The organism is Cupriavidus pauculus (assembly GCF_003854935.1).
Taxonomy (GTDB): domain Bacteria; phylum Pseudomonadota; class Gammaproteobacteria; order Burkholderiales; family Burkholderiaceae; genus Cupriavidus; species Cupriavidus pauculus_C.
Genome location: NZ_CP033970.1, coordinates 1,856,916 through 1,873,294 on the forward strand (window position 1 = coordinate 1,856,916; position 16,379 = coordinate 1,873,294).

The following is a 16,379-nucleotide window of genomic DNA, read 5'->3' on the forward strand; positions in this document are numbered from 1 at the left end:
CCATTCATGATCGAATCCACACTGTTCTCGCATATTCTCGTCGCCGCCGGCATGGGGCTGGCCGGCGCCATCGTCTTTGCCGCCATCGGACTGATTTCCGGCACCGATGAAACCACCACGCTGGCGCCGCTGACGCTGCTGGTGGTACTGCTGGGCGTGCCGCCCGAGGGCGTGTTCACGTTCTTCCTGGCCGGCGCCGTGGCCAAGCACATGACCCACGCCATTCCCACCGCGCTGCTGGGCATTCCCGGCGACACCATGGCCACGCCGTTGCTGCAGGACGCCAACCACCTGCGCAACCTGGGCGTGCCGCATATCGCGCTGCGCAAGATGATCTCGGGCGCCATCATCGCGGCCTTCGTGGCCGTGCCGCTGGCCGTGCTGTTCGCGGTGCTGCTGGCACCGTTCGGGCCGACCATCACCAAGGCGGCGCCGTGGATCTTCGTGGCGGCGGCCGTGATCATCGCCTACAGCTCGGCGGGCCGCTGGGCGTCGGTGGCCGCGCTGCTGCCGTTCGTGGTGGTGATCGTCGCGCTGCAGACGCTGACGGCCAAGTTCGGCGTCAAGCTCAGCATCAGCTACTTCCTGGGCATCGCCATCGGGCCGCTGATCGCAGACCTGTTCTCGTCGATCTCGCCCGTGGAACGCCCGCGCATGCGGCGCGACAAGGTGCGCACGTTCTCGCTGGCGCCCGACGTCAAGGGCTGGGCGGGCTATTTCCCGAACCCGCTGCGCGTGCTGGACCGCAGCCAGGTCAAGTGGACGCTCGGCACCGCCGTCATCTCCAGCGCCACGTTCGTGTTCAGCCCCGTGGCGATGACCGTGGTGCTGGGCGAACTGGTCGGCTCGCGCGTGCGCCACGCCTACCATCGGCTGACCACGGTGCTGAGCGCCCGCAACGGCGTGACCGAGGCCACCTACATCGCCGAGGCGCTGATCCCGCTGATCGCCTTCGGCCTGCCGCTGAGCCCGGTGGCCGCCGGCCCGGCCGCGCCGCTGTTCAACGCACCGCCGGTCTACACGGTCGACGCCGGCGGCGGCCAGACCCACAACCTCCACAACCTGCTGAACCACTGGGAGTTCCTGGGCTACGGCATGCTCGCCGTGGTGCTCGCGGCGCTGGTGTCCTACCCGTTCGCGATGAACCACGCGCGCCGCGCGGCCCTGTTCGTGGCCCGCAAGATCTCCCACGAGGCGATCATCGCCACGTTCGTCGGCCTGATCCTCGTGATCAGCGTCTGGGAAGGCAACTTCCTGGGCCTGCTGGTGATCCTGACAATGGGCCTGCTCGGCGGCCTGCTGTCGCGCACCATCGGCTTTAACACCGGCGTGCAGTTCATGGGCTACTACACGGCCGTGCTGACGGTGCCGGCGGTACTGAAGCTGGTGGGGTAAGGCCGCGTTGCCCCGCGGCTAGTGTTCGCGCGGGGCGGGCTGGGTCCAGTCTTCGATCTGGATGCCCGGATACGACGCGAAATCGCTCACATTGTTGGTGACCACGACTGCGCCGACGGACCGGGCGTGCGCGGCAATCAGCTTGTCGAGCGCGTCGGACTTTCGATGGCGCGTGGCCTTGCGGATGGCGCCATAGGCATGGGCGGCGGCAGGCGTCAGCGGCAGCACCGGCACGCGTGCGACGAGCGCGTCCAGTGCGTGCCGGGCATGCTCGGGGGCGCTGGAAACCGATACACCGTATTCGAGTTCCGCAAGCGTAATCACCGACAGCACGACCTCACCCTCAAAACATTCCGCCAGCCGCGCCGCAACCTGCGGCGGCTGCCGCTTCATCAGGTAGATGCAGATATTGGTATCCAGCATGTAGGTCGGCATCAGAGCGCATCCCTTTCCGACTGGGACTGCTCCTCACGGCCCTCGGCCATGAAGTCGGCCGGAAAACTGGCGAAGACATCCAGCAGTCCGGTGAGACGCCTGCGGGCCGGGCGGATGCGCAATTCATCGCCCACCCGCTCGATCTCGAATGGAATATCGGTATCCGGATAGGCAAGATCGGCGGGAATCCGAATGGCCTGCGAATTGCCGTTTCGGAAGAGTTTCGTGCGGTGCATGGCGGCCTCTGAACAGATAACGAAACCAGTATACGCCGCCGACGCCAGATGTACATACCGTGTGTACATCTGGCTCACATGCATTCTTGGCGTCACATTTCCGAACCATGCCTGGGAATTCGTCAGCTTCTCGACTCCCGCCGCACCGCCTGCGGCGGCATGCCGAAGCCGCGCAGGAAGGCTTCGCGCATGTGGCGGCGGTCGCGGAAGCCGGTTTCGCGGGCCACTACGTCCAGCGGGTGGCGGCTTTGTTCGATCATCAGGCGGGCGGCTTCCAGGCGCAGGCTTTCGATGGCCTTGGCTGGTGACTGGCCGGTCTCGGCCGTGAATACGCGGCTGAACTGGCGGGGGCTCAGGTGGACGGCGGTGGCCAGGTCTTCTACGGTCAGCGCGCGGTGCAGGTTCTTGCGCGCGTAGTCGAGCGCGCTCTGGATGCGGTCGGACTTCGGCGCCAGGTCCAGCAGTTCGGAATGCTGCGACTGCCCGCCCGCGCGGCGCTGGTACATCACCAACTTGTGGGCCACGGACCGCGCGGCGTCAGCGCCGAGGTCCTTTTCCACCATCGCCAGCGCCAGGTCAAAGCCGGCCGTCATGCCCGCCGACGTCCAGATCGGTCCGTCGACGATATGGATGCGGTCGTCCTCCACGCGGATCTCCGGATGGGCGCGCTGCATCTCGCGCGAGAAGAACCAGTGGGTGGTGGCGCGGCGGCCGTCGAGCAGCCCGGCTTCCGCCAGCACGAACGCGCCCGTGCAGATCGACGCCACGCGCCGCGCCCGGGGCGCCGCCTTGCGCATGAAATCGAGTACCGGGGCCGGCGCGGGGGCGGCAATCGGATCACCCACGCCCGCGACGATCCAGGTGTCCACGGTCACGCGCGCCGTTGCCGGCCGCGCCTCGACCATCACACCGAGCGACGACCGCACCGGGCCGCCCGGCACCGCGTAGACGTCGATCCGGTAGAACGGCTCGCCCGCCACGAGGTTCGCGTACTCGAAAACCGCCTGGGCGCCCAGCGTCATCATCTGGAAGCCGTCCGTCAACAAAAACCCCACCCGGTGCATTCCCGCCCCTCGCCATGTCCGATGTCCTGAAAACGGACTATATACGTCATTTCGGCCAGGGCCAACCTTCCCTACCATGCTTCCCATGGATGCCGCGCATCCCCTACCACCCGAATGGAGAAGCTCATGTCCCCGCACCCCTACCTTGGCACCGCCCTCGTCACCGGCGCATCGTCCGGCATCGGCGCGATCTACGCAGACCGGCTGGCCCGGCGCGGCCACGACCTCGTGCTGGTCGCCCGCAGCCGCGACAAGCTCGACGCGCTGGCGCGGCGCATCACCGACGAAACCGGCCGCGCGGTCGAGGTGTTTCCGGCCGACCTGGGCGACCGCGCGTCGCTGGCCACCGTCGAAGACAAGCTGCGCACCGATGCCAGCATCACGCTGCTGGTCAACAACGCCGGCATCGGCACCCATACGCCGCTGCTGGACAGCGACGTCGACCAGATGACCAGGATGATCGAGCTGAACGTGACCGCGCTGACGCGGCTCAGCTACGCCGCAGTGCCCGGCTTCGTGGCGCGCGGCCAGGGCACCATCGTCAACATCTCGTCGATCGTGTCCATCGCGCCGGAGATCCTGAACGGCGTCTACGGCGGCAGCAAGGCGTTCGTTACCGCGTTCAGCCAGTCGCTGCACCACGAGCTGGCGGCCAAGGGCGTGCGCGTGCAGGCCGTGCTGCCCGGCGCCACGGCCACCGATTTCTGGGAAACGGGCGGCCTGCCGGTCGAGCACCTGGACCAGGCCATCGTCATGCCGGCGGCGGACCTTGTCGACGCCGCGCTGGTCGGCCTGGACCGCGGCGAGCTGATCACGATCCCGTCGCTCCACGCGGTGGAGCACTGGCAAGCCTACGAAGCCGCGCGCGGGGCGATGGCCGCGGTGCTGTCGCAGAACACGCCAGCGGCGCGCTACGCCAGGGACTGAAGCCGCTCCACCGCGCGCCGCAGCGCGGCCCGGCTGGCGTCGACGGTGACACGCAGCGCGTCGATGGCCTGCCGGTCGCGCGCCAGTTCGTCGAGCTGGTCGGCCACCTGCTGCCGCACCAGCGCGGGGGCCGGCCCGCCGGCCGACTGCCGCGCCGCCACGCCCTGCACGGGATCGAGACAACGCGCCACGACCTCTGCATCGACGTCCAGCGCCCGGCCCGTGTGCGCGGCGGCGGCCCGGTTCACCATGCCGCTGTCGATCTCGCTGGCCGGCAGGTGGCGGTCGAGCGCCTCGCGCACCACGGCGCCGACCACGTGGTGCGCCTCGCGGAACGACATGCCGGCGTCGCGCACCAGCATGTCCGCCAGATCGGTGGCCGACGAGAAATCGCAGCGGGCCCGGTCCAGCATGTTTGCGCGACGCGGCGTGGCGGTCTGCAGCACCAGCTTCAGCAGGCTCGCGCAGCGCAGCGCCTCGTCGGTGGCGTCCCAGAAGCCGCGCATGCTTTCGCGGTTGCCGTCGCCGGAATGCGTGAAATGGCTGCCCTTGAGCGCCGCCAGCGACGCCGTGAGCATGCCGATCATGTGGCCACCCTTGCCCTTCAGGTACTCCAGCACCACCGGGTTTTTCTTCTGCGGCATGATGCTCGACGTGCCAGCCACGCTGTCCGGAAAGTCGATCAGCCCGAACTCGGGCGTGGCCCAGACGTAGAGGTCCTGCGCCACGCGGCCCCAGGTGACCGTGGCGATGGCCATGGCCGACAGGATCTCCCAGGCGAAGTCGCGCGACGCCACCGCATCGAGCGCGTTCGGCGCGTAGGTGCCAAAGCCCAGCCAGCGGGCCGTGGCCGCCCGGTCGATCGGAAACGCGGTGCCGGCCAGCGCGCCGGCGCCCAGCGGGCAGGCGTCCAGCCGGTCCAGCGCCTGGCGCAGCCGCGCGATGTCGCGCCCCAGCGCCTGCGCCACGCCGCACAGGTAGTAGCCATACGTGATCGGCTGCGCGGCCTGCAGGTGCGTGTAGCCGGGCATCACGGCATCGGCGTGGGCATCGGCCTGCCGCAGCGCCACGTCGCGCGTGTCGGCCAGCGCGGCCAGCAGCGCCAGCACGGTGTCGCGGGCGCGCAGGCGGTCGTGCGTGGCCAGGATGTCGTTGCGGCTGCGCGCCACATGCAGGCGGCCGCCCGCGTCGGCGCCGGCCATCGCCATCAGGTGCGCTTCGTAGTTGAAATAGGCGTCCTCGCGTTCGGGGTCCAGCGGCACCGCGTCGGGGCCGTCCTGCTCGATCCGCAGCAGCGCCCGCGCCAGCGTGGCGGCCACGTCCGTCGGCACCAGTCCGGCGCCATGCAGCATGACCAGATGCGCCGCGTTGATGTCGGTGAGATAGCGAAAGCCGGGGGCAAACTCGCGCGCCAGGCGCGGCAGGTAGATGTGCGCGCAAAGCTCGGGGGCGGTGGCTTGCGTCAGGCGGCGGCTGACCTTCGATTCCATGCAACTCTCCTCGTTGATGGCGCCGAGTATGGGAATCGCACGGTCATACCGTCAAATCACAGTTTGCACGGGGGTCATACGGTTTTGTTATGCGTCCGGCCGTGGTCTATCGTGAAGGACGTCCACCCCGGACGCCCCGCCGGAGCCCGCCGTGCCCACTCGCCGCAGCCTGCTTGTCCTCCCCGCCGCCCTCTGGACGGCCACCCTGCCGGCGCTCCTGCCGCCCCGCGCGCACGCGGCAACGTCGCCCGTCGACCTGACCCGCCCGAACGTCGTGGTCGTGCTGCGCCATGCCCGCGCGCCGGGGGTGGGCGATCCCGCCGGCTTCCGGCTCGACGACTGCGCGACGCAGCGCAACCTCTCCGCAGGCGGGCGCGAGCAGGCGCGCAAGCTGGGCGAACGATGGAAGGCGGCCGGATTCCGGCCCACGCAGGTGCTCACCAGCGCCTGGTGCCGCTGCCAGGACACGGCGCGGCTGATCGGCCTTGGGCCGGTGCGCGTGGAACCGATGCTGAATTCGTTCTTGGGGTCGGACGCCGCCGCGCGTGACGCGCAGATCAAGCGGCTGTCGCGCTATATCGACCAGCTCGACCCGCGCGGCGGGCCGTACCTGCTGGTCACGCACCAGGTGGTGGTCACGGCGCTGACCGGCCATGATGCCGACAGCGGCGGCGGCGTGACGATCGAACTGCCGGTGGCGGGACAGGCGCGGCGCGTGACCGTGCTGCCCGCGCCCGAAGTGGCCGACTAGCGTCAGGTGGAGCCGCGCTCGACGATGCGGAAGCCGACGTCGACCACCGGCTGCGCCACGGTCTCGCCGCGGCAGCGCGCCAGCAGCAGCCCGGCCGCCAGCGTGCCCATGCCCGCGCCGTCGACCTGCACGGACGTCAGCGACGGCACCATGTGCGCGGCAAAATCGGCGTCGCCAAAGCCGCAGACGGCCAGATCCTCGGGCACGCGCAGGCCGCGCGCCCGCGCTTCCTCGATCACGCCCTGGGCCAGTTGGTCCGAACTGCAGAAGATGGCCTCGATGCGCGGGTCCTGCGCCAGCAGGTCGCCCAGCGCCTGCCGCCCGAGCCCCAGGCTGCTGGGCGCCGGCACGCGCGCGACGGGCACGTCGTGGCCCAGTGTCGAGACAAAGCCTTCGCGCCGCACAGCGGCCCGCTGGTCGTCGCCGGTGGCGATGCCAAAGCGCCGCCAGCCCTTCGACAGGAAATAGCCCGCCACGGCGCTGCCGACCTTCAGGTGCGAGAACCCCACGGCCATGTCCACGGGCCGGTCGCTCAGGTCCCAGGTCTCCACCACGGGAATGCCGGACCGCCGCAGCCGGTCGCGCGATGCCTGCGCGTGGACCAGCCCGGTGACGACGATGCCGTCCGGGCGGCGGCTGATCATCGTGCCCAGCAGCGCCTCCTCGCGCGCGTGGTCGTAGCCGGTCTGCCCCAGGATCAACTGGTAGCCGGCCGCGTCCAGCGCATCGGTCAGGGCCTTGACCGTCGGGATGAACTGCGCCACCGCGATATTGGGCACCAGCGCGGCCACGGTCATGGTGCGGCGCGACTTCAGGCCGCCGGCCAGCAGGTTCGGGATATAGCCGGTGGCCTCCACCGCCTGGCGCACGCGGGCAATGGTCTTGTCGGAGACCAGGCCCGGGTTGCTCAGCGCGCGCGAAGCGGTAATCAGTGACACGCCGGCCTCGCGGGCGACGTCGTGCAGCGTGACAGACTTGCTGCCGGATGAATCGGACATAAGGGGTTTGCGGTGCGGGTAAACGACTACGCCAGGTGCGGCCCGCCCCGATTGACCGGGGCGGATGACAACGTTAGCATTCTTTCCATTCGCTGTCCGGGCAACGTGTTGCCGGTGACGCGAAAGCAGCTTCGGGCCGTCGCCAGTCAATGCATGGCCCCGGATGATAGCAATGCCCGTGCGGCCGGTTTCGGCCGTTTTTTGACAACGATGTCATACGATGTCTGAAGTCTGGAACCCGGTTCCGACGTTTTACAGGATGCGCCCGCCCATGACCGCCCCGTCTGTCTCGCCCGCTTCGCAACGCCCGTCCGCCGCCGACGCCATCACGTCGATCCGGCTGTCGTCCTGCTACCTGCCGCTGGCCACGCCGATCAGCGACGCCAAGGTGCTGACCGGGCGCCAGAAGCCGATGACCGAAGTGGCCATCCTGTTCGCGGAAATCCGCACCGCCAGCGGCCACGAGGGGCTGGGCTTCAGCTATTCCAAGCGCGCGGGCGGCCCGGGCCAGTTCGCCCACGCCCAGGAGATCGCCCCTACCCTGCTGGGCGAAGACCCGAGCGACATCGGCAAGCTCTGGGACAAGCTATGCTGGGCCGGCGCGTCGGTAGGCCGCAGCGGCCTGTCGACGCAGGCCATCGGCGCGTTCGACGTGGCGCTGTGGGACCTGAAGGCCAGGCGCGCGGGGCTGTCGCTGGCCAAGCTGCTGGGCGCCCACCGTGACGCCGTGCGCTGCTACAACACGTCCGGCGGCTTCCTGCACACGCCGCTGGACCAGTTGCTGGTCAACGCGGCCGCGTCGGTGGAGCGCGGCATCGGCGGCATCAAGCTCAAGGTCGGCCAGCCCGACGGCAAGCTCGACATCCAGCGCGTGTCGGCCGTACGCGAGAAGCTGGGCGATGCGGTGCCGATCATGGTCGACGCCAACCAGCAGTGGGACCGCCCCACCGCGCAGCGCATGTGCCGCACGTTCGAATCGTTCAACCTGGTCTGGATCGAGGAACCGCTGGACGCCTACGACCACGAGGGCCACGCCGCGCTGGCGCAGCAGTTCGATACGCCGATCGCCACCGGCGAGATGCTGACCAGCGCCGCCGAGCACTGGGACCTGATCCGCCACCGCGCGGCCGACTACCTGATGCCCGACGCGCCGCGCGTGGGCGGCATCACGCCGTTCCTGAAGGTCTGCGCGCTGGCCGAGCATGCCGGGCTGATGATCGCGCCGCACTTTGCGATGGAGCTGCACGTCCACCTGGCCGCCGCCTATCCGCGCGAGCCGTGGGTCGAGCATTTCGACTGGCTGGAGCCGCTGTTCAACGAGCGGCTGGACATCGCCAACGGCCGGATCATCGTCCCCACCCGCCCCGGCCTGGGGCTGACCATCAGCGACCAGGCCCGCGCCTGGACGCGCGAGCAGGCCGAATTCGGCACGCGCTGACCCGCGCTGCCGGCCACACGTACAACACACGCACAACGAAGGAGACAACGATGATGAAGAAAGCGCTGGTATCGCTGCTGCTGGGCGCCACGATGGCCGCCGCCCACGCGGCCTGGCCCGAAAAACCCGTGACGATGATCGTGCCGTTCCCGCCGGGCGGCTCCACCGACAACATCGCGCGCATCCTGAGCGCCAAGTTCCAGCAGACGTTTGGCGGCAGCTTTGTGGTGGACAACCGCCCGGGCGCGGCCGGCATGATCGGCGCGGCGGCAGCCAGGCGCGCGCCGGCCGACGGCTACACGCTGTTCGTGTCGTCGCTGGGCCCGTTCGTGATCGGCCCGCACCTGACCAAGAACGCGGGCTACGACCCGACCAAGGATTTCGACTACATCAGCGTGGCCGTGCAGGCGCCGAACGTGCTGGCCGTGCCGGCCGCATCGCCGCACAAGTCGCTGCAGGACGTGATCGCGTTCGAGAAGGCCAACCCGAACAAGATGTCGTTCGCCTCGGCAGGCAACGGCACCAGCGACCACCTGACCGCCGAGCTGTTCTGGCAGCAGACCGGCACCACCGGCGTGCACGTGCCGTACAAGGGCGGCGCGCCGGCGCTGAACGACCTGCTGGGCGCCCAGGTGGATGCCACGTTCATGAACATCAACACCGCCGTGCCGCACCTGAAGGCCGGCAAGCTGCGCGCGCTGGCCATCACCAGCACCAAGCGCTCGCCGATCCTGCCCGACGTGCCGACCATGGAGGAACTGGGCTACAAGGGCGTGACGGTCTACTCGTGGCAGGCCATCGCCGCGCCCAAGGGCCTGCCGGCGGATATCAAGGCCAAGCTCCACAATGCCGTGGTGGCTGCGATGAACGACCCGGCCAACAAGCCCAAGCTGCTGGAACTGGGCTTCGAGGTCGTCGCCAACACGCCGGAGCAGTTCACGGCGTTCCAGGCGTCCGAGTTCGCGCGCTGGAAGAAGGTCATCCAGACCGGCAACATCACGGCCGACTGATTCGGCCGTCGTCCCCCTCCTACCACGCCTGCGGGGCGCCTTCATGGCGCCCCGTTTTATTTCGGTGATGTCGCCACAGTTTTACATTCGGTTTCACGAAGCGGCGATTGCGTCACTGGCCTGTCACGTTCCCTCCTTAGCCTTGCGGGGCTTCCGGCCATCTGCCGGAGCAAGACAACCCCTCCAGTCGAAGGAATCCCCATGCCATCCCTGCTGCGCCCTGCCCGGGTGCTGCTGGCCGTCTGCCTGACGGTCGCGGCACTGTCCGCCTGCGGCGGCAACGACGACGCCCCGGCACCGTCGAATCCGACCAACCCCGGCAACCCGTCGAACCCCTCGGACCCGTCCACCCCGTCCCAGCCCGTCGAGAAGCGCTGCGCGCCCTGATCGCCTGCCGCGCACCGCCACCAACCCTTGCCCGTTTCCAGAACATGACATCCCGCCGCAAATTCCTGCAGGCCAGCGCCGGCGCCGCCTTCTCGGCCGCAGCCCTCGCCACCTTTCCGCCCAGCATCCGCCGCGCGCTGGCCATTCCGGCCAGCAACGTCACCGGCACCATCATGGACGTCCAGCACGTCGTGATCCTGATGCAGGAAAACCGCTCGTTCGACCACTACTTCGGCACGCTCATGGGCGTGCGCGGGTTTGGCGACCGCATCACGATCCCGATGCCGAACGGCCGCAAGGTCTGGCAGCAGGAACGCGCCAACGGCACGCTGATCACGCCGTACCACCTGGATGACCAGGCCGGCAACGCCCAGCGCGTATCCGGCACCCCGCACGCCTGGGCCGACAGCCAGCAGGCGTGGGACAACGGCCGCATGTCGCGCTGGCCCGTGGCCAAGACCGACACGTCGATGGGCTACTACAAGGAAAAGGAGATCCCGTTCCAGTTCGCCCTGGCCAACGCGTTCACGATCTGCGACGCCTATCACTGCGCCATGCACACGGGCACCGACGCCAACCGCTCGTTCCACATGACCGGCACCAACGGCGCGATGCCCCAGGGCGTGGCCTTCGTCAACAACGAGTGGGACGCCATCAACGGCACGGCCGGCGACGCCAACACCGGCTACACGTGGAAGACCTACGCCGAGCGCCTGGAAGAGGCCGGCGTGAGCTGGATCAGCTACCAGAACATGCCCGACGAATGGGGCGACAACATGCTGGGCGCGTTCCGCACGTTCCGCCAGGCCAACCTGAACTCGGGCTTCCCGGTGTCCAGCGGCGGCGCGCCGGGCGCCCCGTACAACAACACGGGCCAGGCGCTGCCGTACCACGCCTACAACGCGGCCACCGACAACGCGGCCAATCCGCTGTACAAGGGCATCGCCAACACGCTGCCGGGCGCGCAGCCGGAGCAGTACCTCGATGCGTTCCGCCGTGACGTGATGAACGGCACGCTGCCGCAGGTGTCGTGGATCAACGCGCCGTCGATCTATTGCGAGCATCCGGGGCCGTCGAGCCCGGTGCAGGGGTCGTGGTTCCTGGCCGAGGTGCTGGACGCGCTGACCGCCAACCCCGACGTCTGGAGCAAGACCGTCCTGCTGATCAACTTCGACGAGAACGATGGCTACTTCGACCACGTGCCGTCGCCGTCGGCCCCGTCGCGCAACGTCGACAAGAGCTACGCCGGCAAGACCACGCTGTCCGAGGACGACCTCAAGGCCGAGTACTTCGACCACGGCCCGCCGGCCGGCAGCACCAGCCAGCCGGCCAAGGACGGCCGCGTCTACGGCCCGGGCCCGCGCGTGCCGCTGTACGTGATTTCGCCGTGGAGCCGGGGCGGCTGGGTCAACTCGCAGGTGTTCGACCACACGTCGGTGCTGCGCTTCCTGGAAGCCCGCTTTGGCGTCAAGGAGCCGAACATCAGCCCGTACCGCCGCGCCGTCTGCGGCGACCTGACCAGCGCCTTCAACTTCAAGTCGCCGAACACCGAGCCGCTGCCCGCGTTCAGCGGCCCGTCCACGCGCACCCAGGCCGACCAGATTCGCGCCGCGCAGCAGGCCCTGCCGCAGGTGCCGGTGCCGCGCGACATGCTGCTGCCGCAGCAGGCGCAGGGCACCCGGCCGTCGCGCGCGCTGCCCTACGAGCTGCACACCAGCGCCCGCTGCCACGCCAGCGGCCAGGTGGAACTGGTCTTCGCCAACACGGGCGGCCAGGCGGCCGTGTTCCACGTGTACGACGTCAACAAGCTCGACCGCAACCCGCGCCGCTACATGGTGGAAGCCGGCAAGACGCTGACCGACAGCTGGGACGCCGCGCTGGACAACTTCGGCAAGTACGACCTGTGGGTGCTCGGCCCGAACGGCTACCACCGCCGCTTCACCGGCGACGTCAAGACGCTGGGCGCGGCGCAGGCAGCGCCCGAGATCCGCGTCTGCTACGACATCGCCAACGGCAACGTCTACGTCGACCTGATGAACCAGGGCGCCAGGCCGTGCACGTTCACGGTCACGCCGCTGGCCTACCGGACCGACGGCCCGTGGAAGGCTGACGTGGCCGCCGGCGGCACGTCGACGCTGGACTGGAAGCTGGCCGACAGCGCCCAGTGGTACGACTTCGCGGTCACGTGCAGCAGCGACCCGACGTTCTACCGCCGCTTTGCCGGCCGCGTCGAAACCGGCCGCCACGGCATCAGCGACCCGGCGATGGCATTGGGTTGAGCGTGGATTGAGCTGATGGGTGGCGCCCCTCTCCCGCTGGGAGAGGGGCTTCGGGAGAGGGCGTCGAGGTTCTGCTTGCCGAGTGGTGGCAACTTGTACCGCTGGCCCTCACCCCCGGCCCCTCTCCCGCGCGCGGGAGAGGGGAGAAAACGCTGCCGGAGATGCGGGCTGTCAGAACACCAGCGTCGCCGTGGCCAGGAAGGTTGCGGTGCCGTCGAGCCGGTTCTTGCTGGCGACGGTTGGCACCCAGCGCAGGCTGAACGACAGCGGATGCTTGCCGGCCAGCCTGGTGTCGTAGGTCACGATCGGGCCGATCGCGAAGTCGTGGCCGCGAAAGCCGTTCAGGCGGTCGGCCACGGGGCCGGTATCGTCGCCGAGCTGCTGGACCGTGCCCATGACCACCCCGGCGCCCCAGGCGCCGAATTTCTTGACGCCCATGACGTCCAGCGTGAACAGCGGCGCGTTCTGGTAGTCGGTGGCGCTGTTGCGCGTGTAGAACTGGAACGCGGCCACCGCGTTGAATTCCAGCCCGTACTGCGGCATCAGGTGGGTGAATGCCACCTGCGGCACGAAGGTCCAGGTGTTCAGGCCCGGGTTGGCCAGCGCGTTCTTGTCGTACTGGCCGGTGGGGGCCCAGATGTTGAAGCTCAGCGCCATGTGGCTGGTCTTCGAGAAGTGATAGCCGGCGATGACCGGCGCAAAGTAGATGTCGTAGAGGTTCGACGCCCGGTCCGAGCTGCCGCGCGAGAACGCGCCGTTGGCGCCCGTGAAGGCCGTGGTGGCGTGCACCGACGTCCAGACATAGGGCAGCGTGAAGCTCGTGGCAAAGTTCCAGGCGCCCGGGCCGGTGTTCCAGACCTTCATCACCGTTGCCAGCGTCAGCGCCAGCTTGGCGTCGATGCCGGCCGTGGTGCGTCCGCCGATGGCTACCTCGCGCCCGCCGCTGACCGACCCGTCCAGGTAAAGCTGCTGGAGGTTGCCGATCCAGACCGGCTGGTCCGGGATCACCCCCACGTTGGGCGACACGCTGGTGCCGGCCACCGGCCGCCCGAGCGCGCCTTCGGTGGCCTGCGCGGCCAGCGGCGCCAACAGCCCGGCGGCCGCCAGGGCGCCCAGACATGCGCGTTTCATGAAGGTCTCCTCGTGGGTGCGGGCAAGCCCGCCTGGACGGTGGCGAATGCCGCATCGTCGCAGATTCCACGCGGATTGGAAGTCAGTTTTCTCGGTGGGTGATTTCAATAGTTTTTGTCAGCGCCGGCGGCCCCGGCGGCCATGTATCGGCCGCCGGTGGCGCGCCGGTCAGACTCAGACCGCGCCGCGTGTTTCCACGTACAGGGCGTACACCGAATGGCTGCTGGCCATGTACAGGCGGTTGCGCTTGGGCCCGCCGAAGCACAGGTTGGGGCAGCGCTCGGGCAGGTGGATATGGCCGATGGCCTTGCCCTGCGGGTTGAACACGCGCACGCCGTCGAGCTTGGCCGGGTCCGCGCCGGGCGCCCCGCTGCTGCCCCAGCCGGCCCAGATGTTGCCGTCCACGTCGACCTTGAAGCCGTCCAGCGCGCCGGGGCCGTTGGCATCGATCACGCGCGTCTTGCCGCTCAGTTGGCCGTCGGCGCCCACGTCATAGGCCCACATCACGCGGTACGGCTGCGCGCGGGACTCGATCACGTACAGCTTGCGCTCGTCGGGCGAGAACGCCAGGCCGTTGGGGCCGTTCAGGTCGGCGATGACCTGCGTCACGCTGTTGTCCTTGGGGTCGATGCGATAGACCGCGTGCGGCAGTTCCGACGCGGCCTTGTCGCCCTCCCAGTCGCCGGCGATGCCGAACGGCGGGTCGGTGAACCACAGCGAGCCGTCGGACTTGCAGACGATGTCGTTGGGCGAGTTGAAGCGCTTGCCCTGGTAGCGGTCCGCCAGCACCGTGATCGAGCCGTCGTACTCGGTGCGGGTCACGCGCCGCGTCAGGTGTTCGCAGCTCACCAGCCGGCCCTGCCGGTCGCGGCAGTGGCCGTTGGTGAAATTGGCCGGCGACCGGAACACGCTCCACTGGTTGGTCGTTTCGTCGAACTTGATGATGCGGTTGTTCGGAATGTCCGAGAACAGCAGGTAGCGGCCATCGGCAAAGTACACCGGCCCCTCGACCCAGCGGAACCCGGTGGCCACCTGCTCCACGGTGGAGCTGAACAGGCGGTACTTGCCAAAGCTCGGGTCCAGGATCTCGACGGCCGGGTCGGGGTAGCGCTGGGCCGGCTTGAATTCGAAAGCCTGGGCCAGGGCCTGGCCGCTCGCGGCGGCGGCGCCAAGGGCCGCGCCGGCCTTGAGCCACTGGCGGCGGCGGGTATCGACGTTGGACGGATGCGATGCCATGCGGTCTCCTCTTTGGGATGCCGGACGGGTGCGTTGGAAGCCGCGTCCAGCGTCGTTATAGTTGTCCGACATCCTATGAGAAAGTGCGCCGCGTGACAAGCACTTGTATGACGACTGGCCGGTCCCCTATGGCTTGCCCATAACCCCAGCACGGGAAAGGCTCGGTGCTATTGTCTGGTTGTGCGCGTCCGGTACAGGACGCCCGATCCGCCTTCTAAACTCCTCTGAAGCACGCCCTACCCTCATGGCAAGCGCTCTCCTGCTCGAAAACATCCACGCCAGCGGCCAGCAACTGCTGGGCCGCCATCAGATCGACGTCGCCACGCAATCGAAGGCGCTGGCCGGCGACGCCCTGCTTGCCGCCGTCCGCGACCACGACCTGCTGGGCATCCGCTCCGCCACGCATCTGGGCGCCGAACACTTTGCCAACGCCCAGCGGCTGCTGACGGTTGGTTGCTTCTGCATCGGCACCTCGCAGGTGGACCTCGGGGCCGCGGCCCACGCCGGCATTCCGGTGTTCAACGCGCCGTTCTCGAACACGCGCTCGGTGGCCGAGCTGGTGATCGGCCAGACCATCATGCTGATGCGCCGCATCCCCGAGAAAAGCCGCGCCGCGCACCAGGGCCAGTGGCAGAAGACGGCCAAGGGCTCGTTCGAGATCCGTGGCAAGACCATGGCCGTGATCGGCTACGGCAATATCGGCGCCCAGGTGGGCATCCTGGCCGAGGCGATGGGCATGCGCGTGGTGTTCTACGACGTCCGCCCGCGCCTGTCGATTGGCGGCGCGGTGCCGATGCACTCGCTCGAAGACGCGCTGGCGGCGGCCGACGTGGTGACGCTGCACGTGCCCGCCACGCCCCAGACGCGCAACCTGCTCAACGCGAAGGCGCTGGCCGCCATGCGGCCGGGCAGCATCCTGCTCAACGCGTCGCGCGGGACGGTGGTCGATATCGACACGCTCGCCGCGATGCTCGACAGCGGCCACATCGCCGGCGCCGCCATCGACGTGTTTCCGGAGGAACCGCGCAGCAATACCGATCCGTTCGTCACGCCGCTGCAGGGCAAGCCGAATGTGATTCTGACACCGCACGTGGGCGGCAGCACCGAGGAAGCGCAAGAGAACATCGGCGTCGAGGTGGCCACCAAGCTGGCCAACTTCCTGGAAACAGGCGCGACAATCGGCGCCGTGAACCTGCCGCAGATCCAGCCGAACCCGCTCGATTCCCCGGCGCGGGTGCTCAACATCCACTACAACCGGCCCGGCACGCTGTCGCACCTGAACCAGGCGCTGGCCGAGATTGGCGCCAACATCGAGGCCCAGCAACTGCAGACCGAGGGCGACATCGGCTATGTGATTACCGATATCAGCCTGGTGCCGCCGGCCGGCTGGGCCGACACGCTGATGCAGCACGAGGCATTCATCCGGTCGCGCGTGATTGTGAACAGCTAGGCCAGCCCGCCCGCATGCAATGCAGGCTACGCATGCGGGCGATGAAATCGGTGGATAAGCGCGCGACCTGCGCAAAGTCCCGATGGCGAGGCGTCTCCGGGGTTGTCATACTGGCCAAACAACCTCGCAGACCGGACATGACCGATCCGGCA

15 protein-coding genes are annotated in these 16,379 nt (G+C 68.8%); 8 read left to right on the forward strand and 7 right to left on the reverse strand.

The window, feature by feature from the left end:
- The first annotated feature begins 6 nt into the window (after positions 1–6).
- Complete coding sequence (locus tag EHF44_RS26430) at positions 7–1,395, forward strand: tripartite tricarboxylate transporter permease (RefSeq protein WP_172966188.1); 1,389 nt, start codon at positions 7–9, stop codon at positions 1,393–1,395.
- Positions 1,396–1,413: 18 nt separating this feature from the next.
- On the opposite strand, the gene EHF44_RS26435 is transcribed toward EHF44_RS26430, so the two are convergent.
- The 3 genes from EHF44_RS26435 to EHF44_RS26445 all read right to left on the reverse strand — a co-directional run bounded on the left by EHF44_RS26435 (position 1,414) and on the right by EHF44_RS26445 (position 3,130).
- On the reverse strand, positions 1,414–1,830 hold the full coding sequence (locus EHF44_RS26435) for a type II toxin-antitoxin system VapC family toxin (RefSeq protein ID WP_124686623.1): 417 nt from the start codon (positions 1,828–1,830) through the stop codon (positions 1,414–1,416).
- On the reverse strand, positions 1,830–2,066 hold the full coding sequence (vapB, locus tag EHF44_RS26440; protein ID WP_124686624.1) for a type II toxin-antitoxin system VapB family antitoxin: 237 nt from the start codon (positions 2,064–2,066) through the stop codon (positions 1,830–1,832). Before vapB ends, EHF44_RS26435 begins: the two co-directional genes overlap by 1 nt.
- A 122-nt stretch (positions 2,067–2,188) precedes the next feature.
- A complete protein-coding gene (locus tag EHF44_RS26445; protein ID WP_124686625.1) occupies positions 2,189–3,130 on the reverse strand; it encodes a GlxA family transcriptional regulator in 942 nt (313 codons plus the stop codon).
- Between the two features lie 126 nt (positions 3,131–3,256).
- On the opposite strand from EHF44_RS26445, the gene EHF44_RS26450 reads away from it, so the two are divergent.
- Positions 3,257–4,057, forward strand: coding sequence for an SDR family NAD(P)-dependent oxidoreductase (locus EHF44_RS26450; RefSeq protein ID WP_124686626.1), 801 nt, complete (start codon positions 3,257–3,259; stop codon positions 4,055–4,057).
- Here EHF44_RS26450 and argH read toward each other — a convergent pair.
- The gene (gene argH / locus EHF44_RS26455; protein ID WP_124686627.1) at positions 4,042–5,547 is read right to left on the reverse strand and encodes an argininosuccinate lyase; all 1,506 of its coding nucleotides are present in this window, start codon (positions 5,545–5,547) and stop codon (positions 4,042–4,044) included. The genes EHF44_RS26450 and argH overlap by 16 nt on opposite strands.
- 151 nt (positions 5,548–5,698) lie before the next feature.
- Between argH and EHF44_RS26460 the strand changes: the two genes are divergently transcribed.
- Complete coding sequence (locus EHF44_RS26460; RefSeq protein WP_253700235.1) at positions 5,699–6,298, forward strand: histidine phosphatase family protein; 600 nt, start codon at positions 5,699–5,701, stop codon at positions 6,296–6,298.
- 2 nt (positions 6,299–6,300) lie between these two features.
- Here EHF44_RS26460 and EHF44_RS26465 read toward each other — a convergent pair whose 3' ends face one another.
- A complete protein-coding gene (locus EHF44_RS26465) occupies positions 6,301–7,296 on the reverse strand; it encodes a LacI family DNA-binding transcriptional regulator (protein ID WP_124686628.1) in 996 nt (331 codons plus the stop codon).
- A gap of 271 nt (positions 7,297–7,567) precedes the next feature.
- Here EHF44_RS26465 and EHF44_RS26470 point away from each other — a divergent pair, with 271 nt between their 5' ends.
- The 4 genes from EHF44_RS26470 (at position 7,568) to EHF44_RS26485 (ending at position 12,410) form a co-directional block, all read left to right on the forward strand.
- Positions 7,568–8,734: an L-talarate/galactarate dehydratase gene (locus tag EHF44_RS26470; protein WP_124686629.1), complete on the forward strand. Its 1,167-nt coding sequence runs from the start codon at positions 7,568–7,570 to the stop codon at positions 8,732–8,734.
- 53 nt (positions 8,735–8,787) lie between these two features.
- Entirely contained in the window at positions 8,788–9,744 is a 957-nt protein-coding gene (locus EHF44_RS26475) for a Bug family tripartite tricarboxylate transporter substrate binding protein (RefSeq protein ID WP_172966208.1), read from the forward strand.
- Between the two features lie 201 nt (positions 9,745–9,945).
- Positions 9,946–10,131, forward strand: a complete 186-nt coding sequence (locus EHF44_RS26480; protein WP_124686631.1) for a hypothetical protein — start codon at positions 9,946–9,948, stop codon at positions 10,129–10,131.
- A 44-nt stretch (positions 10,132–10,175) separates the two neighbouring features.
- A complete protein-coding gene (locus EHF44_RS26485) occupies positions 10,176–12,410 on the forward strand; it encodes a phosphocholine-specific phospholipase C (RefSeq protein ID WP_124686632.1) in 2,235 nt (744 codons plus the stop codon).
- Between the two features lie 171 nt (positions 12,411–12,581).
- Here EHF44_RS26485 and EHF44_RS26490 read toward each other — a convergent pair whose 3' ends face one another.
- Together EHF44_RS26490 and EHF44_RS26495 are read right to left on the reverse strand one after the other, a co-directional pair.
- The gene (locus EHF44_RS26490; RefSeq protein ID WP_124686633.1) at positions 12,582–13,541 is read right to left on the reverse strand and encodes a SphA family protein; all 960 of its coding nucleotides are present in this window, start codon (positions 13,539–13,541) and stop codon (positions 12,582–12,584) included.
- A gap of 174 nt (positions 13,542–13,715) precedes the next feature.
- Complete coding sequence (locus EHF44_RS26495; RefSeq protein WP_124686634.1) at positions 13,716–14,777, reverse strand: SMP-30/gluconolactonase/LRE family protein; 1,062 nt, start codon at positions 14,775–14,777, stop codon at positions 13,716–13,718.
- 244 nt (positions 14,778–15,021) lie between these two features.
- Between EHF44_RS26495 and serA the strand changes: the two genes are divergently transcribed.
- Entirely contained in the window at positions 15,022–16,227 is a 1,206-nt protein-coding gene (gene serA, locus EHF44_RS26500; RefSeq protein WP_124686635.1) for a phosphoglycerate dehydrogenase, read from the forward strand.
- Positions 16,228–16,379 lie beyond the last annotated feature (152 nt).

Bases quoted from the DNA above. Each gene is read 5' to 3' on its own strand.
- EHF44_RS26480 (WP_124686631.1), top strand. From the start codon at position 9,946: ATGCCATCCCTGCTGCGCCCTGCCCGGGTGCTGCTGGCCGTCTGCCTG.
- EHF44_RS26495 (WP_124686634.1), bottom strand. From the start codon at position 14,777: ATGGCATCGCATCCGTCCAACGTCGATACCCGCCGCCGCCAGTGGCTC.
- argH (WP_124686627.1), bottom strand. From the start codon at position 5,547: ATGGAATCGAAGGTCAGCCGCCGCCTGACGCAAGCCACCGCCCCCGAG.
- EHF44_RS26450 (WP_124686626.1), top strand. From the start codon at position 3,257: ATGTCCCCGCACCCCTACCTTGGCACCGCCCTCGTCACCGGCGCATCG.
- EHF44_RS26430 (WP_172966188.1), top strand. From the start codon at position 7: ATGATCGAATCCACACTGTTCTCGCATATTCTCGTCGCCGCCGGCATG.
- EHF44_RS26475 (WP_172966208.1), top strand. From the start codon at position 8,788: ATGAAGAAAGCGCTGGTATCGCTGCTGCTGGGCGCCACGATGGCCGCC.
- serA (WP_124686635.1), top strand. From the start codon at position 15,022: ATGGCAAGCGCTCTCCTGCTCGAAAACATCCACGCCAGCGGCCAGCAA.
- EHF44_RS26435 (WP_124686623.1), bottom strand. From the start codon at position 1,830: ATGCCGACCTACATGCTGGATACCAATATCTGCATCTACCTGATGAAG.
- EHF44_RS26485 (WP_124686632.1), top strand. From the start codon at position 10,176: ATGACATCCCGCCGCAAATTCCTGCAGGCCAGCGCCGGCGCCGCCTTC.
- EHF44_RS26490 (WP_124686633.1), bottom strand. From the start codon at position 13,541: ATGAAACGCGCATGTCTGGGCGCCCTGGCGGCCGCCGGGCTGTTGGCG.
- EHF44_RS26465 (WP_124686628.1), bottom strand. From the start codon at position 7,296: ATGTCCGATTCATCCGGCAGCAAGTCTGTCACGCTGCACGACGTCGCC.
- EHF44_RS26445 (WP_124686625.1), bottom strand. From the start codon at position 3,130: ATGCACCGGGTGGGGTTTTTGTTGACGGACGGCTTCCAGATGATGACG.
- EHF44_RS26470 (WP_124686629.1), top strand. From the start codon at position 7,568: ATGACCGCCCCGTCTGTCTCGCCCGCTTCGCAACGCCCGTCCGCCGCC.
- vapB (WP_124686624.1), bottom strand. From the start codon at position 2,066: ATGCACCGCACGAAACTCTTCCGAAACGGCAATTCGCAGGCCATTCGG.